Source organism: Bartonella sp. ML70XJBT (assembly GCF_028618425.1).
Taxonomy (GTDB): domain Bacteria; phylum Pseudomonadota; class Alphaproteobacteria; order Rhizobiales; family Rhizobiaceae; genus Bartonella.
Map to the genome: position 1 here is coordinate 49,037 of NZ_JAQISX010000006.1, position 25,169 is coordinate 74,205.

Consider the following 25,169-nt stretch of genomic DNA (forward strand, 5'->3'; position numbering starts at 1 on the left):
TTGATGGCAAAAGCAGTAACCTCAAGCAAAGGAGCAGAAAAAGGTGAAAAAAAGAAACCAGCTGCTCGTTCCGGTGTGAAAAAAGACGCTTCGAAATCTCAAGTGGATGTCAAGACTTCATCTGCGTCTGCACGTCGTGCCGCTAAAGACGCGTCGGTGAAAAAAGAAGAACGTGCAAAAGGCGCTGTTGGTGAGATCAAGCAGGTTATTGGTGCTGTCGTTGATGTGCAATTTGAAGGGGCATTACCAAATATTCTCAATGCGTTGGAAACAGAGAATTTAGGTAATCGCTTGGTGTTAGAAGTTGCACAGCATTTGGGTGAAAATACCGTGCGTACGATTGCGATGGATACGACCGATGGTCTAATGCGGGGCCAAAAGGTTGTGGATACAGGAGCACAAATTAGTGTTCCCGTAGGAGAAGCAACATTGGGGCGTATTATGAATGTGATTGGAGAGCCGGTGGATAATGTGGGTCCAATTCCTTCAACCAAAACGCGCTCTATTCACCAAGAAGCGCCTGAATATGTTGAACAATCGACCTTTTCAGAGATTCTTGTCACGGGTATTAAGGTCGTGGATTTGTTAGCCCCTTATTCAAAGGGGGGTAAAATTGGCTTGTTTGGTGGTGCTGGTGTTGGAAAAACCGTTCTCATTATGGAGCTTATCAACAATATTGCAAAGGCACATGGTGGATATTCTGTGTTTGCTGGTGTGGGAGAACGGACACGTGAGGGAAATGATCTTTATTACGAAATGATCGAAAGCCGCGTGAATGTCAATCCAAAAGAGAATAATGGTTCAACAGAAGGATCAAAATGTGCGCTTGTTTACGGGCAGATGAATGAACCACCAGGAGCGCGTGCGCGTGTGGCTCTTTCAGGGTTGACTATTGCAGAAAGCTTTCGCGATGAAGGACAAGATGTTCTCTTCTTTGTGGATAATATTTTCCGTTTTACACAAGCAGGGGCTGAGGTATCTGCTCTTTTAGGGCGTATTCCTTCTGCTGTGGGGTATCAGCCTACTTTGGCAACGGATATGGGAGCTTTGCAAGAACGTATTACCAGTACAAAAACAGGCTCTATTACTTCCGTTCAGGCGATTTATGTTCCGGCTGATGACTTGACAGATCCAGCGCCGGCAACGTCTTTTGCCCATTTGGATGCAACAACTGTTCTTTCGCGCTCTATTGCGGAAAAGGGAATTTATCCAGCCGTGGATCCGCTTGATTCTTTCTCGCGTATGTTGGATCCGTTGATTGTGGGGGAAGAGCATTATACGGTTGCTTGTCAAGTGCAAACCATTTTACAACGTTATAGAGCGCTTCAGGATATTATTGCTATTCTTGGGATGGATGAGCTTTCTGAAGATGACAAACTGCTGGTGGGCCGGGCGCGTAAAATTGAACGTTTCCTTTCGCAACCTTTCCATGTGGCAGAAGCCTTTACGGGTTCGCCGGGGAAACTTGTTCCTTTGGAAGACACAATCAAAGGCTTTAAAGGTCTTTGTGCGGGCGATTATGATGATTTGCCAGAAGCTGCTTTTTATATGGTTGGTTCGATTGATGAAGCCATTGAAAAAGGAAAACGCCTCATGGCAGAGGCTTCTTAAATCAGAAGCTTTTTACTTGAAGATAAATCTGTCGTGAATATTTGTCGTTAAATAAGGGCAGGTTGTTGAAAAAGATAAGTTGTTAAAGAGGGCGGTAAGCCCTTCTGGGTACTGTGGAGACTTTTGTGGAAAACAATAGAGAAGAGCATTTTTTGTTTGAGCTTATATCGCCTGAAAAGATTGTGTTTTCAGAACAGGTGGTGTCTGTTGTTCTTCCTTCAGCTTCAGGTTCTTTGACCGTTATGGCACATCATGCACCATTGGTGGCAAGCATTGTGTTGGGGGGTGTTCGTGTTCGCACCACTGCGGGAGAAAAGCTCTTTGCTGTTTGCGGAGGTGTTGCAAATATTACCTTTTCCGGCTGCTCCTTATTGGTTGAGCATGTTGTGGCTGTGGAGCATCTTTCTTTTGATGTCTTAGAACAGCGGATCTTGCAGGTTCAAGCGACGTTAGAGGGGGGAACGAGTAATGCGGACAATTCTAAAATAGAGGCTTTTTTCCAGCAATTGTCAGTGGATGGTTCTGTTTTGATAGAAGCGTAGCAGGGTATATTAGGAAAAAGTGACATGAGCGGAAAAAGGAGTACGGTTGTGTCTGCTAAAAGGGGCGGAAAACCTTTCCCACGCCCTGGTCGTGTTTTTGCAGGACCTTTGCCGAAATGTTTTGTTTATATTTTTGCTTCTCTTATTTTGCAATGGGCTTATGGCTTAGGGGCCAATATTGTTCAGTCTAATATTGTTCATCTGACCGGTGATTTTCACGCAACTTTAGCCGAGACAACATGGTTGGTTGCAGCCTATATGGCACCAAATGTAAGTGTGGCGATTATGTTGATCAAAATTCGCTATCAATTTGGATTGCGTGCTTTTGCTGAACTGTCGATCCTTGGCTTCGTTTTGGTTTGCGTTTTACAGCTTTTTGTGACCGATTTGCGTTCTGCGCTGATTATTCGTTTTTTTGCTGGGATTGCTGCTGCACCTTTGGCTTCGCTTGCGTTGCTTTATATGATGGAGGCTTTTGCACCGGCAAAGAAGTTTACTGTTGGTCTTAGTTTGAATTATATGAATGCGGCTTTAGCAGCACCTTTATCCCATTTGATTTCTCCTGATTTGCTGGAAAATGGTGGTTTTTCCAGTCTTTCTGCTCTGGAAATGGGGCTGGTTCTCATCAGTTTGGTCTGTATCTATACTCTGCCCCTGACCCCTGTTGTCCGTAGTAAGGTTATTCAAAAGTTAGATTGGATAAGTTATGGTTTGATTGCTCTTGGTCTTGGTCTCAATGCTGTGATTATGTCTGTTGGCGTATTGTATTGGTGGTATGAAGCACCATGGATTGGTTGGGGACTCGCACTGGCTATTTTCTCTTTGGCTGTTGCTATTATGATTGAGCTTAATAGAGAAAAACCATTGATTGATCTGCGTTGGATTTTCAGTAAAGAAATGATACAATCTGTCTTTATTTTATTGATTTTTCATGTTTTCTTGTTGGAGCGATCCAATTTGCCTGTTGGTTTTTTTAATCTTTTTGGTTTGCTCAATCGTGAGATGGCGCCCATGTATCTTGCGGTGACATTGGGGATTTTGTTAGGAGGAGCTGTTTGTGTGTTTTTTTTACGCGCAGGGCGTGAGGATTATTTTTATTTGTTATCTTTGGGTTGTTTGGCACTTGGCGCTTATTTAGACAGTCGTGTAAACCATTTAACGCGCCCACGAGACATGATGTTGAGTCAAGGATTGGTGAGTTTTAGTTATGCCCTTTTTTTGCCTCCTGCTCTTTTCAAAGGGTTTGTGATCGCTGGTGAGCGAGGACCGCGTTATGTCTTGAGTTTTATTGCTGTTTTTTTGCTCACGCAAGTAACGGGGGGATTGATGGGATCTGCTTTTTTTGGCAGCCTACAGTTTTATTTTGCTCATAAGAACTTTGAATCCTTGACACAAAATATTGTTGTAACTGATCCGCTTATTTCTGGTGAGATGAATACTTTATTTTCGCCTTCTTATGGTGCTTCTGTTGCTCATGGCTTGGGGAGTGATCAGGGGACTTCTCTGTTGATAGAGAAATTTAAGTTAACAGCAAATATTTTTGCTTATGATGACGTTTTTCGGCTTTATTTTTATATTTCAATGGTTGTATTCGTTATTTTTCTTGTCACAATGGTTGTTAAGTCATGCTCTGTGCGTGCATTAGAAAAAAAGTGATGTCATAGAAGAGGGGTGCAAAAATGATAAAAGCATTACGGTCAAAGGCTACGATTGTTGCATTCCTATCAGGTATTACGGGAGTTTTGCTGATTTTGTGGGCTTGGAGACTACCTCCCTTTGTGAGCAACATTCAAATAACGGATAATGCTTCCATTAAAGGTGATGTTACTTTGGTTAGTTCACAGATCTCTGGGGTGATCGCACGGATTTATGTGCAAGATTATCAACGCGTTGAAAAAGGAATGCTACTCTTTGAACTTGATGATTCTCTTTTTCGTCAGCAGCTTGCACGAGCACAGGCTGTTCTCGATTCAAAAAATGCAAAATTGGCTAGTATTGAATTGCAAGCACAGCTTTTGCAGGGTGAAATTAATACAGCAGAAGTCGAATTGGCCCGTTCACGAGCATTCTCCAATGTTGTTCCTGATAAAAAGTTAGGCTTTGGGGGGGTAGCAAATTCTGTTTCTCGTCCTCTTTCACAACTCTTGGCGGCACTGGAAACAAAACGGCAATTGCAAAAACAATTAAATCTTGAACGGCAAAGTTTACAGTCAGAAGTTGCGGGAGCAAAGGTGGGGGTTGAGTTGGCAAAACTCAATCTCGATCATACAAAGATTTTATCGCCTCGAACAGGCTATATTGGATTGGTTGGCGCTAGGGTAGGACAATATGTTATGCCGGGGACGCAATTGGTCTCGGTCATTTCTGATGATATTTGGATTATTGCTAATTATAAAGAAACGCAACTTTCTCAGATGCGTGTGGGACAACCGGTTGTTTTTTCTGTTGATGCATTGAATAACAAAAAGTTAACAGGGCGTGTGGTTCGTTTTGCTCCAGCGACAGGTTCAGAGTTTTCATTGTTAAAAACAGATACAACAATTGGTAATTTTATCAAAATTGCGCAACGTATTTCAGTACGGATTGCTTTAGATCCTGGTCAGGAAGGGGTCGAAAAGCTCATTCCTGGGATGTCTGTGGTTACGTATGTGGATACTTCGCAGCGGGTCGATTCTGGAGGATAAAATTTTGGGTTTTTTCAATTTAATTTTTGTACCATTTTCTTATAGCAAGTGGTTGTTCACTTTAGAAGATTTAGTTTGGTTTGTGATGATCTATCTCTTAAAGCTCTTAAAACTCTCATTGGTAATGATGTAAAATAATGCTCTAAAGAACATTAAAGCGCATGCCTCTTTAATCCCTTCTTTTTCTTTTAATAATTCAGTCGAGGGGAGGATTGATAAGGTGCTTTTCTATACTCTCGTAACAGCGTCCTTTGAGGTGTGGTGATGTGGGACGGTATGGGTGGACAGTGATAGAGGCTTGGCTGGAAAAAATGCCAGATGAGTATCAGAGCTGGGTAAAATCCTCGTCTTTTCAGGTGCGGGGGAAGTGCTTCTTTTTTATTCGAGTGTATTCCTTGTGGGACATTTGCAAGAGTATAAGGCTTCATATATCTCTCTGACCCAAGTCTCATAGCTAGAGGCATGTGTTGTGTGTGTAACAAGGATACTAAGTTTGAAAACTGTATCGCTATAGCTTTACAGTGACGAACGTATAATATTGTAATCTATAAATGGAGTGTACAAGATGCGGTTATCAGAGTAGATAAACAAATAAAAGACGTGATGTTGTTTTTCAGTTTGTTCTTTAGGTTCAAACATTTTACGAATATTCTCTTCTTGTATTCGCTGTAATTCTTCAAGTTTAGCTCGTCCTCTAGCTTCACTTTCAGCTCCCCGTTTTTCAGCATCAGCTTTCCACTTTTCCCATTCTTCTCTACGTTTACGGGTTTTCTTCTTCAGCTTTTTTCTGACGTTCTATGGCAAGTTCGTGATCGGCTACTCATACATTTTCACAATTTGTTGAAGTTCTTGACCACCCACATCTCACTGCCCATTCTTCGAATAATTTTTTATCTTTTTTTAACTCTGCTACGCTGTAGGTTTTTTCGCAACCAGCGCAGTGATAATAGCAGTGCACAACAGCAGTGCTGTGATAATGGCTTTGTTCATGATTTTGCTCCTTTTTTCAGTTTAATGACCACGAAGTGGTTTGGTATAATCTTTGTGTCGTTCTCTATCATTTTTAGGACTTTTAAGTTGGTCAATGAGCTGTTGAATGTTTTTGTGTTTTTACGCACTTTTTTGTAAATAGCTTGTCTTATTTGTTCTATGTTTTGGCAAAGTTCGTTGAAAAAAATAGAAGAATTACTGCGGAGGCATGTATGTGAAATTCAAAGGATGCTGTACACACGGTTGTTGCGAAACATTTCTTTTGTTTAAAGGAAAATTTTTGTAAAAAACATCTGTTCGTGAGAGACGTGTGAGCTCTCAATATAAAAATATCCTCCCTTTTTTCTCATTACAATAATAAGTAAGAACAGATAGAGTAAAAATATAATCACCAGTATTAATTTGTTATTTTAGCCTATATTTACAATGAATCTTGGAGAAATTTGAGATTAAATTGGGGTGTTATTTTATTTTACCGTGAATATTCCCTCCTTTGAGGTGAGGGACCAGGTGTATTTAACACACTAAATATTCATATGGACTGCATATCCATAGCAGAGTTTGTTTTCTTTCTTTAGAAATATTATTCTTTTGTGTGTGATGGTGTGGATTGCATGGGTGAGAGAGATTGCATTGATAAAAAGCTGGATGATAGACTGTGGGGTGAAAATTTATTCTTTTGGGCGCTAGAGGTGTCAAGTATTATGCTTTATCAACGACAGGAAAAATGCCCGCTTTGAATCGGGCATTAAAAGGGAAAAGTTATTAGTATTAGTAATTTTTACGTATGAGTAAGATGCTTGCTAAAACTAATCCGGCTGCTAATGCGAGGGTTTTTTTAGGGTTTTCTTTTGCTTTTTTCTTTAATTCTGTTGCCTGTTCGTTTAGGTGATAAAGCGCATGACGCCCCTTTTGTTTCCATGTGTTAAACAGCTCAGAAATATTTTCAAAGCTATCATTTTGAGAACTCCAGCGATTTACGGGGACCAGTTCTCTTTTTAATTGTGCAATACGTTTTTTAATTTTAGCATTTTTGGCGTTGGTTGAAAATAGACACATCTGTTGACTCCTTCATGTGTTAAATTGTTGCATGATCGTTGGAATTGTGTTTGGGGTTTTGCTATAACGGCTTAAAAATTGAAAAGTTGCATCGATTATGCGGCTTGGGGGTGAGGTGAAAATTTAAGCGTTTGGATTTAATGAGGTGTTTCTTAACGGGCTTGTGTTCACCTCATGATGAGAGGATAAAGAATATAAGATAAAATCTCCTGCAAGGAATAATCCTACGTGAGAGGTATCAAGCTTATCGCGTATTCCCATCATTATTTCATGAAAGGATCAAATTGGCACTTCATTTTCTGGTGCGTGTTCAAAGTGTTGCTATCGCTTTTGGAGATAGCTTCTCAAGCATTTTTACTTTTTTAGTTCTATCTCCAAGGGCGTTTTTAGGTGTGTAAGGGGTATGGCTTTGATTGATGATGAACAGATTTTAAATGAGAGAAGTTGACGATGTTTAAGTTTTCTATTCAAATTTATAAAAAAGAGACTATTGTAAATCAATATGTTGTCTTAATTAGGTGGTAGATTTCGTGTATTTTAAAAAATTGTACTTTGATAAGCTTTATTTGTTTGTGTTGTAAAATATTGTTTTTCGATGATGTGGATGTAGTGTATAGGGGGGCCGCTTAAAAATGCGGTCTTTTCCTTGTCTGATTTCAGTTTCTTTTTGAAGCAACCAAGTGTAAAATTATGAACCTGAACAGGCGTGGTAAGATTTATCTGGGGCATTTATGAAATGGACCTCGCTTATGAGCTTAAATTGCATCGGGGGAAACAGATGGAGCTTTAAGCAATCTGTTAAGATTTGGTGGGCGGTGTATTTTCGTCTTTTAAAGCGCGGAGAAAGTCAATGTCAATGATGACTGATAGTGCAGATTTTAAAAAATTTGAGGACGTGATGAACACAACCTATTTTTTATCGAAACCTCTTGAGCGCCGTTACTCTGTTGGTGTTGCTGTTGGTGATGTAATGGTTGGGGGGCAGAATCCGGTCGTTGTACAGTCAATGACGAATACAGATACCGCTGATATTGATGCAACCGTTTCTCAAGTGGCTGCTCTTTGGCAAGCGGGTTCACAATTGGTTCGTATTACGGTTGATCGTGATGAAGCAGCGGCAGCTGTACCAAAAATACGCGAGCGATTAGAGCGGTTAGGATTTTTTATCCCATTGGTTGGGGATTTTCATTATATTGGCCATAAGCTTTTATCTGATCATCCGGCATGCGCTGAGGCGCTTGCCAAATATCGCATCAATCCTGGAAATGTCGGTTTTGGTGCCAAAAAAGATCGTCAATTTGCAGAAATTATTGAGATTGCTTGTCGGTATCATAAGCCTATTCGCATTGGCGTGAATTGGGGCTCTCTTGATAATGCGTTGTTAACACAGCTTATGAATGAAAATGCGAGACAAGAGAATCCCTTATCTGTGGCTGAAGTTATGCGGGAAACGGTTGTGCAGTCCGCTATACAGTCGGCTCTTTGGGCTGAAGAGATGGGATTGGGGCGTGATAAAATTATTCTTTCTGCTAAAGTGAGTGATGTTCAAGATCTTATTGCTGTCTATATTGCCTTGGCAGAACGTTGTGATTATGCTCTTCATTTGGGCTTAACAGAAGCAGGGATGGGAACAAAGGGGATTGTGGCTTCTTCAGTGGCTTTGGGCATTTTATTACAGCAAGGGATTGGCGATACAATACGAATTTCCTTAACGCCGGAACCGGGTGGGGATCGGACACGAGAAGTAAAAGTGGGGCAAGAACTTTTGCAAGTGATGGGATTTCGGCAATTTCTCCCCGTGGTTGCAGCTTGCCCTGGATGTGGGCGTACAACTTCAACGGTCTTTCAGCAATTGGCGCAAAAAATTGAAACAGATTTACACAAAAATATGCCCGTTTGGCGTGAAAAATATCCTGGGGTTGAAGGTTTGAAGGTTGCTGTGATGGGGTGTATTGTCAATGGACCGGGGGAATCAAAACATGCGGATATTGGAATTTCATTGCCTGGAGTGGGAGAAAGTCCAGCGGCCCCCGTTTTTATTGAGGGACAAAAGGTAAAAACTTTGCGCGGTGATCATATTGCTGAAGAATTCGAGGGGCTTTTGAGTGATTATATTCATAAACGCTTTGGACAAGGTTAAACAATTGCACAAGGTTGAAGTAAAAGAGATACCTTGTTTTAAAGAGATATCTCCTAAGGTTTCCATTTCACGATAGGATTTATGAAATGCTATAATGGTAAAGTTCTAGGGTATAGAACTTATAGAGTTCCCCATCTTTTAAGTTTAATAAAAGAACAACCAGCAGCATCATATGCTTGCGCTTTTTCTATACAGTTCTTAAGATTTGAGATGGTACCATAAGAGACATTTTAGTCTTTACTTCTAACGTTTTTACGCACTTATCATCTCTGTTTGTAATAGGGTCCGTTAAGTAATTTGAATTGATGCACTATGAGTGGGTGAAAGAATTGTACAATATTCAAGATGCTCATTCGACATGCAAAACAATGAATGATGATTATAAATCAATGTATTGTGTGTTATAGATTGCTTTGTACGGTGAGAGCTATTGCACTGCTTATGATCTCAAGGAAAACCAGCTGTTAGGCATGTTATCAAAAGCCTATGACTGATATCGATGCGTTTGAGTTTGTTAAGACTATTCAGCAAAACGATATGAAGATTTTGCTAGATCCGTAAATGTGGATGCTGGCTTGTTGGCGGTTCTTGCGTTCGTGGAATATTAAGAAGGCTTTGACAAATTATAAAAAGAACATGTTTCATTCTTCCGGTATTTTGAGGCATTTTTCCAGCTATAAAATTGATAGGACTGAAGATCCTTATAGCGGTTATAGTCCTATTTGTCATAAAATCAGCTTTATATGGATATAAAATAATGTATATAGATGCCTTTTTTTGGCGTTATTGGGGGAATGCATGAAAAGTATATTAGCTTTTGGCTTTTTATTTAATGGTATAAGAATTCTAACAGGCGCCTTTATTGTTTTTTATATGCTTGAAAAAGGCTTAACGCTTATTGATATCGGGATCATTAAGTCATTTCAGGCTTTTATTATAATGGTTACTGATATTCCTCTGGGGTATTTTGCCGATCGAAAAAGTTATAAAATATCGATTGTTTTAGCAGCGGCTTTTGCTGCTATATGGCTCTTTCTTATGGGAGTTTCTACAAGCTTTTACGGTTTTCTTTTAGCAGAATCTTTTAATGCCTTATCGCTGACATTGATTGCGGGGGCTTATAATGCTTTACTTGTGCAATATGCAAAAGCAAAAGTGACATCGACTAAAAAGGTGCTGGGATTAAGTTCTCAATATAATTACATTGGCATGTTTATCTTTAGTTTGATTGGTGCTTATTTTGCTGATTATTCGAGCCAATATATATGGTATATCGCGGCATTTTTAATGTTGATGACAACATTCTTTGGTCTATTTTTTCTTGATGACCTGAAAGGAGAAAAAAGACCTAGCCACAGAAATTCTCTTCAGGCAAATTTTTTTGCTTGTGAAGCTAAAGAGATGATCTCTATTTTTGTTCAAGTTCCTTATATCTCTTTATGCTTTTATTTTTCACTGATCTTTTTCAATATCTTTTCGCAATATTGGCAGTGGATCTTTAAAGATCATCATATTCATGTCACTTATTTTGATCTTGGAGTGACATTTTCGCTGATATTGCTCTCTCAGCTCTTGGCTAGTTTTCTCTTTACAAACTTAAGTGAGACGATAAATTTTATTTTATTGCTGCTTCTTTCAGCATCTCTGATTTTTACAATGACTTTCTTTGAACCAAGAAAAGAAATTGCTGTCATTTTAGTCTGTATAATTTTTTATCTCATTAAGTATACATATCTGCGTGTAGAAGTTGTTTTGCACGATAGTATTAGTGATCATTTCAGGGCTACATATGAATCTTTCTTGTCAACTGTTGGGAGATTTAGCTTATTGGTATTTTTTTACATGAGTGCGTATATGGTTGATATATTTGGCTTTTTCTCACTCGTTTATATTTTTGCTCTTTATTTATTGGTTTACTTGTTGGCAGTATTTTTTTTAGAAGGAATGCGCAAAAAAGTTTAGTGAGATTATGATTACACGTGTGTTTTATAAATTCATGTGCTTGTTTTAATATACCTCTGGTTTGTCATATCCTTGTCATATCCATTGTATGATGAGCTCAATAATATCATGGAGATCAATGGTAAGATTTTTTAAAAAAATCTCTTGGACATTTAACAAAGAGGATGGTGTAGGCTCTGTACAATAGAGCGGAATGTAATAGGGGGGGCGGATGACGTTAATTTTTGCGTATTGCACTAAAGCGCGCTGCTTGTTGGAGAGGGAGTGCTTTGATCCCAAAAGGGTGTAAGAGGGCTTCTGCTTTTGTGATGATGGCATCTCGCTTTTTTTGGGTTTCTTCAATGCCATAGAGACGAACAAAAGTTGCCTTTTGTGCTGTTTCATCTTTTCCAGCGGTTTTTCCCAAAGTCTGTGTGTTGACAGTAACATCAAGAAGATCATCGGTTAATTGAAAGGCTAAACCAAGATAGGTTCCAAAAGACGCCAACTTTGTCGATAATTCTTCTGACGCATTGCCAATGATGGCGCCTGCTTGGCAAGCAAAGCTTATCAGGGAAGCTGTTTTCATGCGTTGTAGTGTGATGATGTCAGTACTTTCTTGTGGTCTTTTTTCAGCTTCAAGATCCAGCATTTGCCCCCCTAGCATACCACCAAGTCCGGCTGATTGTGCAAGAGCTGTGATCAATTGTATTCTCATCTCTGTAGATAGTGCATCAGCTTTATGGGCAATGATTTCAAAGGCAAATGTCAAGAGGGCATTGCCTGCTAGAATTGCTGTTGCTTCATCAAATTCTATGTGGACGGTGGGTTTCCCGCGTCGGAGGATATCATTATCCATGGCCGGAAGATCATCGTGAATGAGTGAATAACAGTGAACACATTCTAAGGCACATGCAACATCAAGTGAATGTTCTACAGGGATATCAAAAAGTGCAGCACTTTGAATCACGAGAAAAGGACGCAAGCGTTTTCCACCGTTTAGCACCCCATAGCGCATGGCTTTGATTAAGTTTTCAGGGCGTGAAATTTCACCAGTTTGGATTTGATCACTTAACAGTGTGCTCAGTCGGCTTTCAATGCTTTGGCCATGTTTTGCAAGAAGGGTAGTAAATTCGTGCATTCTTGCTTCCTTTGTTTTTACAAAAATGAAAAATGATGATGTTCAAAGAGAGGCTATTGCTTTTTCTTGTTTTTATCAATGGGGGTAGGTTTTTATTAAAAATCAATCTCTCTTTATTATGCGTATCTCTACTGTATGCGCAAATCTCTTTTAAAGCTCAATAAAATAATGCCAAATAAAAAATTAAATGTTAACTTTATGAAAATACTTTCATGGGTGTATAAAACTTATAAACTTTGTGGTGCTTTTACTCTTCATTTGGTCAATGTGACATCATTTTTGCTAAAAGGAAGGTTATTTTGACATTGCCTCTTCTTTTTTATCAGTATATAATGCTTTCAAATTTTATGGTGTTTTTAAATGAAGCATTGTCATTTTTGACATTGCTTTTTCTGTTTTAATGGATTTGGAGTGACTTTTTATGGCTGTACCTAAACGAAAAACCTCTCCAGCGAAGAGGGGCATGCGCCGTTCGGCTGATGCTCTGAAGGCGCCGACTTATATCGAGGATAAAAATTCTGGTGAGTTGCGTCGCCCTCATCATATTGATCTAAAAACGGGAATGTATCGTGGACGTTCCGTTTTAGTGGTTAAGGATTGAGTGTTTTATCTCTCTTCTATGCTTAGGTTTCCTTTGACTTCTTGGTGAATGCACGCTCTTTGATCGTGCATTTTCTGCTTTCTGGAATAGAGGGTAAGATTTTTCCGTAAGAAGATGATTCTATTGTGGGAGGTGATTTTCTTGTTTTCTTGAGAGACGACAAAGGATTGGCTTGTGTGCAGTGTCTTTTAAAGAATAGAGATGACGGTTTGTTTCATGCTTTCCTTGTTCTTTGATGAAAACAACTATCATATAAAATAAAACGCTCCAAAAGGGATATCTTTGTATTGTAACATCATCTCGTGTTTTTTTAAGAACCTCTTGCAACGTGCTTTTCAGCCCATTTTGCGATAGTGCTTCGTAAAGGGTATAACAAAAGCCCCATGAAATAATATAAAATTTATTTACCTTTAGGCTTCATGAAATTGCAGGCTAGCACTCTCATACACTTTGCGAACTCGTAGGTGTGAGAATAGCTTTTGACTCTTGAAATGGTTCATAATAGACACGCCTTTTTTGTAAAGTTTTTACTCACATAACCTCTCCGCTTGTAACGAGTAAGCGAGTATTTTTAATTGATTGAACATGGAATAAATTGGAAACAAAAAAATCTTACGATATTCGAGGGGGGCATTCAATATAAGAAAAAATGATAAATTATCTTTATAAATCAATATGTTGAATTACATGGGGTGTGTGAGGGAGTTATTTGAATGGTTTAATGGGAGAAAATCTTTCTGGATTCAGACTGATGATTGAATATAAAAATGATGTGTTATGATAATTAGTCAATGAGCTTGCTATGAAAGCGCATGAAGTGGTGGCGAGTGCAATTCGTCGAAAATTAGAATGTTGATTGGCGCTTTAAGAAACTTTATCCTTGAGAATACAGAGAATGATAAAAAATAAAACCAGCTTTTGGCTGGTTTTATCAAACTATTCTGTTGTTATGAAAGAGTGTATTATGCAGCGTAGACAGCTTTACTGTTTTCAGCTGTTTCTTCTCTTTCAGTTTTAAATTCACGTTTGGGCTTATTGGAAAGGTGCATCTCGATGAGGTTAATTGCTTCTGTTTCAGAAAGGCTATTAATAACTGCAATTTCACGGGCCATTCTTTCAAGAGCAGCGGTATAAAGCTGACGCTCAGAGTAGGATTGTTCGGGCTGTAGGTTAGAGCGAAAAAGATCACGGACCACTTCAGCAATACAAATAAGATCTCCTGAGTTGATTTTAGCATCATATTCTTGAGCACGACGGGACCACATGGTCCGTTTAACGCGTGCTTTTCCATGTAAAACTTTTAACGCGCGTTCGACGGAATCTTCAGCAGATAATTTACGCATTCCAACGGAAAGAGCTTTTGCAATAGGGACTTTGACATCCATTTTATCTTTTGCAAAATGAATGACAAAGAGTTTTAATTTATGTCCAGCAACTTCTTGATCTTCAATCGCTATAATTTGTCCTACTCCATGCGTGGGGTAGACGATATATTCAGAGGTTGCAAATTCTTTAGTCTTTGAGGACGTTCCATGTTGGGATGCCATAATCTTAGTTTACTCCCTTATGATCAACAAATGCATCGGAAAACAGGTTATAAACCTGAGGGTTGAGTTTTCTTTAACCAAGTATATTGTATCAATTAAGTGAGCATAAAAGCCGAGTACTTTTAAATTCAAAAAAAATACATTGCTCTACTAAAAAAAGCAAAGAAAAATACTTAGAAAGATGATCATGTTAGAATAACACTAACATCAAACTTCAAAAGAATCAATCATTTCGCTTGAGGATTTTTTATTTTTACAAGAGAAGTCTTTCAATTGTTGCAAGAGAGCGCTGTACACTGTAGCATTACTCTTCTCCACTTCCTGGATTTTCTGAAAAATACTTTTCTAATTTGTTTGGAACGCCATCCATTTCTTTGGCTTGAGGAAGGGGTTCTTTTCGGGTTGTCAGATTAGGCCATTTGTTTGCATAATGAAGATTAAGTTCTAACCACTGTTCGAGTCCTGGTTCTGTATCAGGTATAATGGCTTCTGCTGGGCATTCTGGCACACAAACACCGCAATCGATGCATTCATCAGGATGAATGACCAACATATTTTCACCTTCATAAAAACAATCAACAGGACAAACTTCAACACAATCCGTATATTTGCAGTGAATGCAGTTGTCGGTTACGACGTGGGTCAAGATCAAACTCCATTTGTTACTTTAATGCTCTTTAGAGGAAAATGTGTGTGTGTCTTTATGGTTGGTGAGTTGATCGCGTAGCACAGCTAGTTTTGCAAAAGGTGAATCAGGGTTAAGAGGTTTTTCTTTTTGAAAAGGCTTATAATTTTCACGCTTGCCTTGAGATTTATGAAACTTATGAGAACGTTTTGTTTGTGGAGCTGCTTCTTGAGAGGAATTTCCATTTGCACTGTCCCCTCTTTTTACAGCGCTCTTCGGTTTATTTTTCCACTTATGTCCAGATTTATCACGTTTTTTTTGTGTGTGGTGGTGAAATTGATGCCTATAATGCCATAATAAAATAACTTTATCTTCCGCGAGAGGGGGAGTGGGCTTGGTAAAATTTCCAACAGGTTCAGCTGCTGGTAAACAATTGGTTTTATGGGGATGTTTTTCAATATGAGAGGATAAACTGTTCAGAGATGAAGTATTTTTTTCTTCTTGTGTTGTTTCTGAAATACTGATTGTTTGCCATAGATTGCCAACAAACTCTGCTGGTCGGGTTTCTTGTGTTGTCGCCTTGACAGAAAAAGAGGCTTGGTGTGCAAGAAGATTTTGTTCAAAAATAGTACTGCTTATACTGTATGATTGATAGCCAAGTCCTTTGAGGATTTCTTCCATATCATTCCCATTGGCCCCAAGAATGGACATCATGGCTGGGGTCACAAAAAAGCTTTTGCCGTCATAGGCGCCATCGGGTTTGGGATCACTTCCCTGTTTCCACTGAAGGGTGGGGCGGATGAGATTGGCAAGACGTTCTAAAATATCAATCCGTACGGCACGTTGTCCTAAGATTCGGTACCCGGCTAATTGATAAAATTGGCGGTTATAGGTAGGCTCAACAATCAAAGAGGTTCGACCGGCAGATAACGCTGTAAAAATCTCACCCAAGCCCGTTTGGTCTTGTCCCGCATTTTGAAGGTTCCACAAAAGGGTAATGGCTTGGACCGGAGCAGGTTTAAGCATGCCTGCAACATAGATATGAAAAGCACCAAAACGCACACCTAGACGTCGAAGTACGGCACGTGATTCTTGCCCAAGGTTTTTGACAAGGTCTAAAACTTCGCGGCGGGGTAAAACCCCTAAAGCGTTGACCAGTTGTAAGGCAAGATTGTTGGTTGAATCTGTTAAATTATCAGCATTGCGCAAATCAAAAAGGGGCTTTAAAGCCGTTTCAAAATGAAAGGTTACAAAGCGTTCTAATCGTTTTATGACGTTATCGCGGGATTCTCCGATGAGTTGCGTGTCTGCTAAAACAATCAGTTTGGGTTTGAAAAAATCTTCTGTCGCAACAAGTTGTCCCACAGGTTGACCAATCCAGCGCACAATGCCATCAGAACTGAGGGTAAAATCACCATTTGCACAAGAACAAAAGCGCGTTGCGCGTTTGGAAAACGCAAGAATCAAATTTTCATTCTCTATTGAGTATTGATGCTCAGCTGTTTGATCACTATTATTTTTGTTGGCATAAAAACGAAAACCTTCAAATTTACCCCTTCCATATTTTTCAATGAGAATATCATCCTGAAGAATCTCATTCTGTTGAACAATCTTGCTATCCATGATCATTTTCTTTCTCAGTGTGACAGTGCTAAAAAGCCTTTTGCGACAACTCCATAATGCTGTTCTTTCTTTAACACGTTTGTTGCGCTTGCTTCAATCATTCTGTCGTTTTTTGATGTTTCTTTTTGCGTCTTTAAAACTTAGATGCTGCTTTTTTATTCAGTTTTCATTCAGTTGGGATAGTTTATATTTGTAGATTACACTTATTGGTTGTAATGTAAAGTTGAAAGCGTAAAAAGCATAAACAGATTCTCTAAAATTAAAAGGAAATGGAATCGGTCATCAAAAAAACAGCATGTATTTTATCTGAGCATTTTATTTTTTTGCTGTTTTGTCATGAAAAGTTAAGAAAAAGTTTTTTTCAAATATTTCATAGACTAAAAGGCATATTGTGGGGGTATTTTGCAGGTGAAATTATGTCTTATGGCAAGAAGTTTTACCATGGTCATAAAAAAAACAATTGCGATTATAAATTTACACGCTAAAGTAGAGAGTTCAGAAGTGGACAACTTTTGAGTTCTTTTTAAGAAAGAACTTAAGAAAGAACAATGATGTCGTTGCCAAATCAATTTTGATAATTTTAATCGCAAGGGGTTATTATGGGTAATCTTTCAAATGCTGTTTATAAAAGCAGCAAAAATTATAGCGATGCAGACAAAAGCTTAGGACGGAATATGATGCGTTCTGCTATGCAAGCACCTTATCTTGAACGACAAAAAGAGCATGATTTGGCTCTGCGATGGAAAGATAAACGCGATGATGATGCCATGCATCAAATTGCTGCAGCTCATATGCGTTTAGTGATTGCTATTGCAAACCGCTTTAAACGCTTCAAAATGCCCCTAGGGGATTTGGTACAAGAAGGATATGTGGGACTGTTGGAAGCTGCTGCACGTTTTGAACCTGATCGGGAAGTGCGTTTTTCAACTTATGCAACATGGTGGATACGGGCTTCTATTCAAGATTATATTTTGCGAAATTGGTCAATTGTTCGAGGAGGAACCAGTTCTTCGCAAAAAGCACTTTTCTTTAATCTGCGGCGTTTGCGTGCAAAACTGGTGCAAGATGATAGTGCTTTATCAAAACAGGATATTTTTCGCACAATCGCTGAAAAGCTTGGTGTTTCCGTACGCGATGTGGAAACAATGGATTTTCGTTTTTCCAGTTCGGATAATTCTTTGAGTGTTTCTGTTTCTGAAAACAGTGATAATCCCATTGCGAAGATGGATGTTTTGGTCGATGAGAGTCCGCTTCCTGATGCTTTAATTGAGCAAGTGATTGATGGTCAACGCCGTACGCAATGGCTTTACGATGCGCTGCAAATTCTCAATGAACGGGAGCTAGAAATTATTCGCTTTCGTCGCTTAAATGAAGAGGGGGCTACTTTAGAAGTTTTGGGTGAAAAATTAGGAATTTCAAAAGAACGCGTACGCCAAATTGAAGCACGAGCTTTGCAGAAATTGCGTTCTGCTCTCCTTACGGTTCATTCAGAAGATGCTTACGATATATAAGCCGTGAAAGACTTTGTGAAGGGGAAGGAGAGTGCGTAGGTGTGGGGGCGTAGGGCATGATGAAGCTTTGGTTGAGGGTCCAGTTTGCTTTGTCAAGTTATACGCCTCCTTTTGGGGCGCCTTTGGGGGGGGGCGCCTTGAGCCCCGTCTTTATGAGCAGAAGAAGATTGGAGGGTAATGTTTGTTTGAGAATATTTATGCAGAAATTGCGTTTTGCTCTCTTTGATAAGTTCATTTTGGAAGATCTTCACACTATATAAGCCGCGATAGGCTTTTTTAGGGGATATAGGTGAGGGTGTCGGGCGTGATGAAGCTGGTTGCATCTACGAATATTTTTTTGGGGGGGTGTGATTAAAGACAGAAAAGAATCAAGATTGTCGCAGATAAAAAAAACTTATTCGGTGATAATTTTTACTTTTGTACCGGCGCGTAACGTTTGAGTTGGTGAGAGGGCATTGAGAACCCGAAAGAGTTTTTCTTTGTTTGGTATGTGTTGCATTTTATTGGCAAGGTTTGCAACATTTTCTCCTTGTTTAACGCGGATAATACTGATCTTTAAGGGTTTCAATTTTTTTAACTCTAAAGTTGAAAGAGGGTGAAAGCTTTGGACCGTTTTTTGGGCAGTTTCTGCAAAATTTTGAGAATTATAGGGGGCGGCTGTTAGAAAACGAAAAATATGATTATTGAACGGAATGACAACCACATCAAATTGCCATTGTTCATGAGTCGCACGGGCTTGTGCCCCAAGTAAATTTTGACTTAAATGTCCTTGATGGGAGAGCCCTTGAATTATGAGGGGGTGGATAGATGATGGGTCTAGCCCGATAATCCCCCCACTTTTCAAATAATCACTTGCAGACACTCCTGCAGGTCGGGGAATGGCATCAAAGCGAATCGCAATTTTATTGGGGCCGCTGGCCCAAACGGTTTGTGCTGAATATTCTATTGTAAAATTGTTGGGAACAGAAAAAGCGATGCGCCATTTTGGATGAATAAATTCATTGTCGCGTACAAATCCTGTGTAAAAGCTTCCTCCAAAAGTCATGCCATCAATGCTCTTGAGAAAAGAATCACGATCAGTATTTCCACTATTTTGTTGATTGATTTTATGGGCTTTTTCTATCGCAAGCCGAATGCGTTGAGGGGTGGTTGGGTGAGATGCTAGAAAGTCTAAGGAAGCATTTGGGATACCAGAAATATTCTGAAAAGCACTATAGGCTTCCATTGTTTGAAGAAAGCGCGGTGAAGCAAATGGATCATATCCTGCTTGTTGGAGCATTTCAAGGGCAAGGGAATCAGCTTCCAGCTCTTGGTTGCGGGAAAATTGTGCAAGTTGTTGCTTGTTGTATATAGGATTGTGATTTTTACCCATAGAAGAAAAAAGATGTGGAGATATACGATTTGTCATCTTCTTCAATTGGGCTTTTTTTTGTAGGCGTAAAATGCCATGATTGGCTCTGATATGGGCCATCTCATGGGCTAAAATTGCGGCAACTTCTGAAGAATCATTGGCAAGTGCTAGCATACCCCGGGTGATGTAGATCGAGCCATTGGGGAGTGCAAATGCATTGACATTTTCTGAGTTTAAAATTGTGACAGAATAGCTTTGAGGAGAATGGTGGGATGCAATGGTTAGTTTACGGATAATTTTTGCTAAAAAGCGTTCAAGTTTTGCATTATGATAGGCGCCACCATACATTTGTAAAATACGGGGGTGTTGCAGAGAACTTAATGTGACATAGATATTATGACTGTCGGTATGTTTGATTGTTTCAGAGGAATTGGAAGAGAGCCTATCATTTTGATAAAGATGCGTATGACAAGCAGAAAGGAGAAGCATTAAACTGATGAAAGTTGCTTTATACAGAGGGGAGCGAAAAAGAAAATTTCGTTGAAAAATGGCGTGTATTGGATCGCGGTGCAGGTTATTTCTGCGGTGTAATGTTGCAAATTTCATGTGTATCTTTGTATCGTGTGTGTGTTTTTTTTGAGAGAAGCTTTAGGGATGAGGATTCATTTGGCTATATCACGATTATTGTTTATAAAAAATAGCTCTCATGGATAAAGGGATGCTCGAGATGAAAATTTTGTGAAAGGCAAAATGTGGCATGACAACATTTACGATATTGTTAAATGGGGATCTTTTTATCACTGATCGTTTGCTTAATCAAATTCAAAATAGTCGGGTGATTGCTGCGGATGGTGGGATGCGTCATGCGGCAGCACTTAATGTGATGCCTGAGTTATGGTTGGGGGATTTCGATTCATCTGATCAGACTCTGATCGACGAATATAGCCATGTTCCGCGTGAAGTTTTTCCCTCTGATAAAGATATGACAGATAGTGCTTTGGCTTGTGAAAGAGCACTACAAAAGGGTGCTAAAAAGCTTATTTTGTGTGGAGCTTTGGGAGGAGAGCGAAGTGATCATAGCCTTTCTCATATGACGCAATCGTTGATGATGGCTGAGAAAGGTGTTTCAGTATTGTTGACAAGCGGTTTGGAAGAAGGTTGGCCAGTTTTGCCAAAACTTGTGTCATATGATTTGCCTGAAGGATGTTTGTTTAGTCTTATCGGTTTTTCTGATTTACAAGGCTTAACGCTTGAAGGAGTAAAATGGCCAATTTGTGATAAAAATGTGTCATTTGGCTCTTCTTTAACACTTTCTAACCATATTTGTGGAACCTTTTCTTGCCATTTAGGTTCTGGAAAAGCTATATTGTTAGCGTCTGTGCCTATTTCGTAAAGCTCTTCCAATATATTTTTGAATAAGGCAGGGGGGGGCTTAGTGATTGAGTGCCGACATAAACGATATGTAACAATATATTATGTATTGATCTTGAGAAGGAGAGATTTTACTATGTTAAAATCAATTTTAAAAGTGGCCGTCGTCTCTGCGATTGGTTTTAGTTCGGTGGCTTGTACGACAACTGATGAACGCGTTGCTCGTTACGGTGTAGGAGGAGCTGCAATTGGTGCCTTGGCGGGTACGGCTATTGGTGGAAGTACGCCTGGAGCAGCGCTTACTGGTGCGGCATTTGGGGCTTTGGCTGGAGCAGTAACGGGTGAGGCTGTAAATCAAAGAAGACAACAAAAACAAGCTTCACAATTGTGCACATATCGTTCTCGCAGAGGACATGTTTACCAAGCACCTTGTGCGCAAAGAGTTCCAGTACGACAATTATGTACTTACCGTGATGCAAGAGGGGTGATGTATAAAGCACCTTGTCCGCGCCGCGTTCGTTAATGGCGGTGCCATTGCTGCGGCTTGACCGCATTTTCTTAAACCTGGGGATAACGCCTTTGCTCAACCAAGCCTGTTTATCGGTTGAGCAGGGGGCGCGTATTGCGCTGGTGGGCCGTAATGGTTGTGGAAAATCGACTCTATTAAAGATTGCCGCAGGCATATTAGAGCCTCATGGGGGCGAAATTTTTCGCCACCCTCGCGTAACACTTCGTTATGTCGCTCAAAATCCGGATTGTTCAGATTTTGCAGATATTAACGCTTATATGGAAGCAGGATTGGACGAGACACCGGATGTTCAGTGGATCAATATGCTTCGCACAAATTTAGGATTTTCGGGCACGGAAAAATTAGAAACGCTTTCGGGGGGTGAAAAGAGACGTGTTTCATTGTTACGGGCCATTGCAGCAAAACCTGATATTTTGTTCTTAGATGAGCCGACCAATCATCTTGATTTACCAACCATTGAATGGTTGGAAGGGGTTTTGTCTTCTTTGCGTTCAGCGATTGTGGTGATTTCTCATGATCGACGATTTTTGGAAAATGTCACGCGTTCAACGGTATGGCTTGATCGTGGTACAACAAAAAGACTGGAAAAGCGTTTTTCAGAATTTGAGAATTGGCGCGATAAAGCTCTGGAAGAAGAAGCACTCGAACAGCATAAATTGGGGCGTCAAATTGTCCGTGAAGAGCAATGGTTGCGTTATGGCGTGAGCGCACGGCGTAAGCGTAATGTAAGGCGCTTGAGCGAATTAAAAAACTTAAGGCAGCGTCATCAAACTTATAAAGGGCAACCGGGAAGTGCACTGTTGAGCGCTGCTAAAAGTCATGATTCTGGTCAATTGGTGCTCGAAGCAAAAAAAATTTCAAAATCCTATGGGGATCGCGTTATCGTGAAAGATTTCTCTTTACGCATTCAGCGGGGGGAGCGAATCGGTTTGGTAGGGCCTAATGGTATCGGAAAGACAACGCTTCTTTCCACGTTGATTGGGCAAGAAGCCGTGGATAGTGGAACGGTGAGGCATGGCTATAACCTCTCTATAGCATTGCTTGATCAGCAACGTATTCTCAATGAAGAAGAAACTTTGGCACATTATCTCACAGGGGGGCGGGGTGATACTCTTGTGATCAATGGGCAGGAACGGCATGTGGTTTCTTATATGAAAGACTTTTTATTTTTGCCGGAACAAGCGCGCACCCCCCTTAAAGAATTTTCTGGGGGAGAAAGAGCACGTCTCATGCTTGTGCGCCTTCTTTCGCGTCCGGCAAACTTTTTAATTCTTGATGAACCAACCAATGATTTAGATATGGAAACTTTGGATTTGTTGCAAGAATTTATTGCTGATTTTGCGGGAACAGTGTTGTTGGTAAGCCATGACAGAGACTTTTTAGATCGTACTGTAACGCATATGTTGGTACCGGAGGGCGATGGTCATTGGGTTTTGTATGCGGGCGGTTATAGTGATATGATGGCGCAAAATAAACAGGCTTTGACCTTTCAACGCAAAGAAATAGAATTATCGCACCGTAAAGCATCTGCAAAATCTTGCGCAGAGAAGAGCGGAAAATATGCTTCCTCAACAGATTCTAGCTTGGATAGTGCGGGAGAGAAAAAGACACGAAAAAAATTGTCTTATAAGCAGGTTTATGCATTGGAAAAATTGCCTGAAGAAATTACTGTTTTACAGAATGAAATCAAAAAAATTGAACAAGAACTCTCTGACCCCACTCTTTATCGCAGTGATAAAGAACGTTTTGAGCATTTATCAACTGCATTGGAAAAAAAGAAAAATACTTGCACACAAAAGCAAGAAGAATGGCTAGAACTTGAAATTTTACGCGAAGAAATAGAAGCGTGTTCACGGTAATGTTTCACTAAGTATTTTAAGAGATTCGTATTGTCTCACCACTTTTTGTAGAGCGCTTGGACATATTAAAGAACGACGAGAGTGCCTTTGAGCTCATAAAGAGCAGTTTTTTTTAAACATACTTTTGACTGCGGGTAAAAATTATAACGCTGGTTAATGAGGTTTTAAAGCAAGCTTTACTGTTTATGTTTGGCTTTTTTGCACAATTTTTGATAAGAAAATCTTGATAAAGAAAAAATTAATGGTGCGGTGCGTTTTTCAAAATGCCCTGTATACAAGCAAAGCAGCACCCTCACACACTTTGTCAGTCCCAAATTTTGCTGTAACTTGTAGCACTTGAGCGCATTTATAAAAAGCATTCTCTTGTTTTTGTCTTATACCTTAAACATACCAATCCTTTTTATGAAGGAACAAGCAAATGATCCTCATTGATTCTTATGTGAGAAGCCTTGTGATGCGAAAAGCTTACAGTATTTGACATTATGTCACGACAAATCAACGTGTTATTGTGACCTTTCTAGCAGGAGAAAATGATGGCAATTAAAACAAAGCGAACGGTTTCCACATTGATTGGTGAAGAAGATGCTGCTGAACTGTCTGCATATTACTTGCGGAATGCGAATCATTTGCGCCCTTTTGAACCGTTGAGATCTGACGATTACCACACTCTAAGAGCTTGGAAAGCACGCGCCAATGCATTTGCTTATGAAAGCGCACAAGGGCAAGCCTATCGATATGCCGTACGACTCAAAAATGAAAATACAATCATCGGTGTTGTAAATTTCACAAATGTGGTTCGTGGTGTTTTTCAAGCCTGTCATCTTGGTTTTTCTCTTGATGAGAAACAACAAGGCAAAGGTTTTATGTTTGAGAGTTTATCGGCTCTCATACGCTATATCTTTCATGTTTATCATTTGCATAGAGTGATGGCAAATTATAGACCTGAGAACATAAAAAGCGAACTTTTATTAAAGCGCCTTCATTTTGAAAAAGAAGGCTATGCTAGAGATTATTTGATGATTTCTGGAAAATGGAGAGATCATATTCTAACCTCTTTAATCAATGACCTTTATAAGCCCGTCAATAAATTTGAATAAAAGATTTGAATAAAGCTCTCTTAAGGGGCTTTTTACCAGATGTCTAAATATGCCGAATTTTTCACGATCTTAACAAGATGAAGATCCTTAACCATCTCTCTTCTGTAAACAATTCAGACCTTTGTTTAGCAAATTTCTGCTGCGGCCTCCTTTAAATGTTTTTATCCTAGATAATGGATTGATTGATCATCATCATTCATTGTTTTTCAATTTGAATAAGAGTCCTTAATACCGTAAGATTTTTTTCATTTTACACCTGTTTTTTTAGGTTGAAGCACTCAAAAACACTTTGCACTCATGCACAAGTGGGGTTGGCTTATAAGCAGAACCCCTACGGATAAAAATGCCCCTATGGATAAAATGATTGCAGAATCAGAAGTAAAAATGCGCTTTTATGAATCCTTTCACCCTGTCTGAATCCTTTCAAATGTGAGGGCTGTTGCAATGCTATGTATCCTGTGAAGTTGTTTTCTCACAAGTTATATGAATTTTGTGTTATTTTGCACAAACTACCCACAGTGGACAGAATTTTCGTGTATTTATGCGTTTCTTTCCATTTTCTTAAGAAAATTTCCAATGTTATCAATGTTATTAACTCATCCCAAGCGCATTTTTATAAAGTTCAATGATGGCTTCTTCTTCCATTCGTTCGTGCTCTTCTTTTTTACGCAACCGTATAATGCTTCGAACAGCTTTGCTATCAAAACCAGAGCCTTTAAGTTCCGTGTAGACGTCTTTAATATCATCGGAAATGGTTTTTTTTTCTTCTTCTAGTCGTTCAATTCGTTCGATAAAAGAGCGTAATTGGTTGACGGATATAGCGTGTGTTTGATCGGTTACTGTATCATTCATTGTATTTTCTCCAGGTTATATGTTTTAAGTTATTTTTTCGATGCTAAATTTATGTTGGAAAAGCTTGAAAAATAAAAAATCAATCAAGCACCACA

General features: G+C 39.5%; 21 protein-coding genes. 13 read left to right on the top strand and 8 right to left on the bottom strand.

The window, feature by feature from the left end; translation table 11 throughout:
- Nucleotides 1-3: 3 nt before the first annotated feature.
- From atpD to PVV65_RS04020, 4 genes are all read left to right on the top strand, one after another.
- Nucleotides 4-1,611, top strand: coding sequence for a F0F1 ATP synthase subunit beta (gene atpD, locus PVV65_RS04005; RefSeq protein ID WP_273754938.1), 1,608 nt, complete (start codon nt 4-6; stop codon nt 1,609-1,611).
- Nucleotides 1,612-1,736: 125 nt separating this feature from the next.
- Entirely contained in the window at nt 1,737-2,153 is a 417-nt protein-coding gene (locus PVV65_RS04010) for a F0F1 ATP synthase subunit epsilon (RefSeq protein ID WP_273754939.1), read from the top strand.
- Nucleotides 2,154-2,177: 24 nt separating this feature from the next.
- Nucleotides 2,178-3,809, top strand: a complete 1,632-nt coding sequence (locus PVV65_RS04015; protein ID WP_273754941.1) for an MFS transporter — start codon at nt 2,178-2,180, stop codon at nt 3,807-3,809.
- 23 nt (nt 3,810-3,832) lie between these two features.
- Entirely contained in the window at nt 3,833-4,837 is a 1,005-nt protein-coding gene (locus tag PVV65_RS04020) for an HlyD family secretion protein (protein WP_273754942.1), read from the top strand.
- 820 nt (nt 4,838-5,657) lie between these two features.
- Here PVV65_RS04020 and PVV65_RS09945 read toward each other — a convergent pair.
- Both PVV65_RS09945 and PVV65_RS04030 read right to left on the bottom strand, forming a co-directional pair.
- On the bottom strand, nt 5,658-5,795 hold the full coding sequence (locus tag PVV65_RS09945) for an EexN family lipoprotein (protein ID WP_342752501.1): 138 nt from the start codon (nt 5,793-5,795) through the stop codon (nt 5,658-5,660).
- Nucleotides 5,796-6,598: 803 nt separating this feature from the next.
- Nucleotides 6,599-6,886 (bottom strand): hypothetical protein, encoded by a 288-nt coding sequence (locus tag PVV65_RS04030; protein ID WP_273754943.1) that lies wholly within the window; start codon nt 6,884-6,886, stop codon nt 6,599-6,601.
- Nucleotides 6,887-7,784: 898 nt separating this feature from the next.
- On the opposite strand from PVV65_RS04030, the gene ispG reads away from it, so the two are divergent.
- Together ispG and PVV65_RS04040 are read left to right on the top strand one after the other, a co-directional pair.
- Nucleotides 7,785-9,026 carry a flavodoxin-dependent (E)-4-hydroxy-3-methylbut-2-enyl-diphosphate synthase gene (gene ispG, locus PVV65_RS04035; RefSeq protein ID WP_273755056.1) on the top strand — a complete coding sequence of 414 codons (1,242 nt, stop codon included), beginning with the start codon at nt 7,785-7,787 and terminating at the stop codon, nt 9,024-9,026.
- 798 nt (nt 9,027-9,824) lie between these two features.
- On the top strand, nt 9,825-10,988 hold the full coding sequence (locus tag PVV65_RS04040) for an MFS transporter (RefSeq protein ID WP_273789302.1): 1,164 nt from the start codon (nt 9,825-9,827) through the stop codon (nt 10,986-10,988).
- Between the two features lie 217 nt (nt 10,989-11,205).
- Here the strand turns inward: PVV65_RS04040 and PVV65_RS04045 are convergent, their stop codons facing one another.
- On the bottom strand, nt 11,206-12,108 hold the full coding sequence (locus tag PVV65_RS04045; protein ID WP_273754946.1) for a polyprenyl synthetase family protein: 903 nt from the start codon (nt 12,106-12,108) through the stop codon (nt 11,206-11,208).
- A 421-nt stretch (nt 12,109-12,529) separates the two neighbouring features.
- Between PVV65_RS04045 and rpmF the strand changes: the two genes are divergently transcribed.
- Nucleotides 12,530-12,709, top strand: a complete 180-nt coding sequence (gene rpmF / locus PVV65_RS04050) for a 50S ribosomal protein L32 (RefSeq protein ID WP_005774555.1) — start codon at nt 12,530-12,532, stop codon at nt 12,707-12,709.
- A gap of 962 nt (nt 12,710-13,671) precedes the next feature.
- On the opposite strand, the gene PVV65_RS04055 is transcribed toward rpmF, so the two are convergent.
- From PVV65_RS04055 to PVV65_RS04065, 3 genes are all read right to left on the bottom strand, one after another.
- Nucleotides 13,672-14,256, bottom strand: coding sequence for a CarD family transcriptional regulator (locus tag PVV65_RS04055; RefSeq protein ID WP_273754948.1), 585 nt, complete (start codon nt 14,254-14,256; stop codon nt 13,672-13,674).
- 304 nt (nt 14,257-14,560) lie between these two features.
- Nucleotides 14,561-14,902: a ferredoxin FdxA gene (gene fdxA / locus PVV65_RS04060; protein ID WP_273754949.1), complete on the bottom strand. Its 342-nt coding sequence runs from the start codon at nt 14,900-14,902 to the stop codon at nt 14,561-14,563.
- 21 nt (nt 14,903-14,923) lie between these two features.
- Entirely contained in the window at nt 14,924-16,510 is a 1,587-nt protein-coding gene (locus tag PVV65_RS04065) for a hypothetical protein (protein WP_273789303.1), read from the bottom strand.
- Between the two features lie 593 nt (nt 16,511-17,103).
- Between PVV65_RS04065 and PVV65_RS04070 the strand changes: the two genes are divergently transcribed.
- The gene (locus PVV65_RS04070; RefSeq protein WP_005774560.1) at nt 17,104-18,015 is read left to right on the top strand and encodes an RNA polymerase factor sigma-32; all 912 of its coding nucleotides are present in this window, start codon (nt 17,104-17,106) and stop codon (nt 18,013-18,015) included.
- A 31-nt stretch (nt 18,016-18,046) separates the two neighbouring features.
- Nucleotides 18,047-18,193, top strand: a complete 147-nt coding sequence (locus PVV65_RS04075; protein WP_273754953.1) for a hypothetical protein — start codon at nt 18,047-18,049, stop codon at nt 18,191-18,193.
- A 216-nt stretch (nt 18,194-18,409) separates the two neighbouring features.
- Here the strand turns inward: PVV65_RS04075 and PVV65_RS04080 are convergent, their stop codons facing one another.
- The gene (locus PVV65_RS04080) at nt 18,410-19,972 is read right to left on the bottom strand and encodes a M48 family metalloprotease (RefSeq protein ID WP_273789304.1); all 1,563 of its coding nucleotides are present in this window, start codon (nt 19,970-19,972) and stop codon (nt 18,410-18,412) included.
- A 151-nt stretch (nt 19,973-20,123) separates the two neighbouring features.
- On the opposite strand from PVV65_RS04080, the gene PVV65_RS04085 reads away from it, so the two are divergent.
- The 4 genes from PVV65_RS04085 (at nt 20,124) to rimJ (ending at nt 24,222) form a co-directional block, all read left to right on the top strand.
- Complete coding sequence (locus tag PVV65_RS04085; protein ID WP_273789305.1) at nt 20,124-20,759, top strand: thiamine diphosphokinase; 636 nt, start codon at nt 20,124-20,126, stop codon at nt 20,757-20,759.
- A gap of 114 nt (nt 20,760-20,873) precedes the next feature.
- Complete coding sequence (locus tag PVV65_RS04090; RefSeq protein ID WP_273789306.1) at nt 20,874-21,260, top strand: glycine zipper domain-containing protein; 387 nt, start codon at nt 20,874-20,876, stop codon at nt 21,258-21,260.
- Nucleotides 21,260-23,125 carry an ABC-F family ATP-binding cassette domain-containing protein gene (locus PVV65_RS04095; RefSeq protein ID WP_273789328.1) on the top strand — a complete coding sequence of 622 codons (1,866 nt, stop codon included), beginning with the start codon at nt 21,260-21,262 and terminating at the stop codon, nt 23,123-23,125. The genes PVV65_RS04090 and PVV65_RS04095 overlap by 1 nt, the downstream gene beginning before the upstream one ends.
- 533 nt (nt 23,126-23,658) lie before the next feature.
- Nucleotides 23,659-24,222 (top strand): ribosomal protein S5-alanine N-acetyltransferase, encoded by a 564-nt coding sequence (gene rimJ / locus PVV65_RS04100; RefSeq protein WP_273789307.1) that lies wholly within the window; start codon nt 23,659-23,661, stop codon nt 24,220-24,222.
- 591 nt (nt 24,223-24,813) lie between these two features.
- Here the strand turns inward: rimJ and PVV65_RS04105 are convergent.
- Nucleotides 24,814-25,074: a DUF2312 domain-containing protein gene (locus PVV65_RS04105; protein WP_039760779.1), complete on the bottom strand. Its 261-nt coding sequence runs from the start codon at nt 25,072-25,074 to the stop codon at nt 24,814-24,816.
- Between the last annotated feature and the right edge of the window lie 95 nt (nt 25,075-25,169).

What these genes read in the sequence shown, in the direction of transcription:
- PVV65_RS04105 (WP_039760779.1), bottom strand. Translation starts at nt 25,074, where the DNA reads ATGAATGATACAGTAACCGATCAAACACACGCTATATCCGTCAACCAA.
- PVV65_RS04065 (WP_273789303.1), bottom strand. Translation starts at nt 16,510, where the DNA reads ATGATCATGGATAGCAAGATTGTTCAACAGAATGAGATTCTTCAGGAT.
- PVV65_RS04080 (WP_273789304.1), bottom strand. Translation starts at nt 19,972, where the DNA reads ATGAAATTTGCAACATTACACCGCAGAAATAACCTGCACCGCGATCCA.
- PVV65_RS04020 (WP_273754942.1), top strand. Translation starts at nt 3,833, where the DNA reads ATGATAAAAGCATTACGGTCAAAGGCTACGATTGTTGCATTCCTATCA.
- PVV65_RS04095 (WP_273789328.1), top strand. Translation starts at nt 21,260, where the DNA reads ATGGCGGTGCCATTGCTGCGGCTTGACCGCATTTTCTTAAACCTGGGG.
- rpmF (WP_005774555.1), top strand. Translation starts at nt 12,530, where the DNA reads ATGGCTGTACCTAAACGAAAAACCTCTCCAGCGAAGAGGGGCATGCGC.
- ispG (WP_273755056.1), top strand. Translation starts at nt 7,785, where the DNA reads ATGAACACAACCTATTTTTTATCGAAACCTCTTGAGCGCCGTTACTCT.
- PVV65_RS04070 (WP_005774560.1), top strand. Translation starts at nt 17,104, where the DNA reads ATGGGTAATCTTTCAAATGCTGTTTATAAAAGCAGCAAAAATTATAGC.
- PVV65_RS04085 (WP_273789305.1), top strand. Translation starts at nt 20,124, where the DNA reads ATGACAACATTTACGATATTGTTAAATGGGGATCTTTTTATCACTGAT.
- PVV65_RS04055 (WP_273754948.1), bottom strand. Translation starts at nt 14,256, where the DNA reads ATGGCATCCCAACATGGAACGTCCTCAAAGACTAAAGAATTTGCAACC.
- PVV65_RS04030 (WP_273754943.1), bottom strand. Translation starts at nt 6,886, where the DNA reads ATGTGTCTATTTTCAACCAACGCCAAAAATGCTAAAATTAAAAAACGT.
- PVV65_RS04040 (WP_273789302.1), top strand. Translation starts at nt 9,825, where the DNA reads ATGAAAAGTATATTAGCTTTTGGCTTTTTATTTAATGGTATAAGAATT.
- PVV65_RS04090 (WP_273789306.1), top strand. Translation starts at nt 20,874, where the DNA reads ATGTTAAAATCAATTTTAAAAGTGGCCGTCGTCTCTGCGATTGGTTTT.
- PVV65_RS04045 (WP_273754946.1), bottom strand. Translation starts at nt 12,108, where the DNA reads ATGCACGAATTTACTACCCTTCTTGCAAAACATGGCCAAAGCATTGAA.
- atpD (WP_273754938.1), top strand. Translation starts at nt 4, where the DNA reads ATGGCAAAAGCAGTAACCTCAAGCAAAGGAGCAGAAAAAGGTGAAAAA.
- PVV65_RS04015 (WP_273754941.1), top strand. Translation starts at nt 2,178, where the DNA reads ATGAGCGGAAAAAGGAGTACGGTTGTGTCTGCTAAAAGGGGCGGAAAA.
- rimJ (WP_273789307.1), top strand. Translation starts at nt 23,659, where the DNA reads ATGGCAATTAAAACAAAGCGAACGGTTTCCACATTGATTGGTGAAGAA.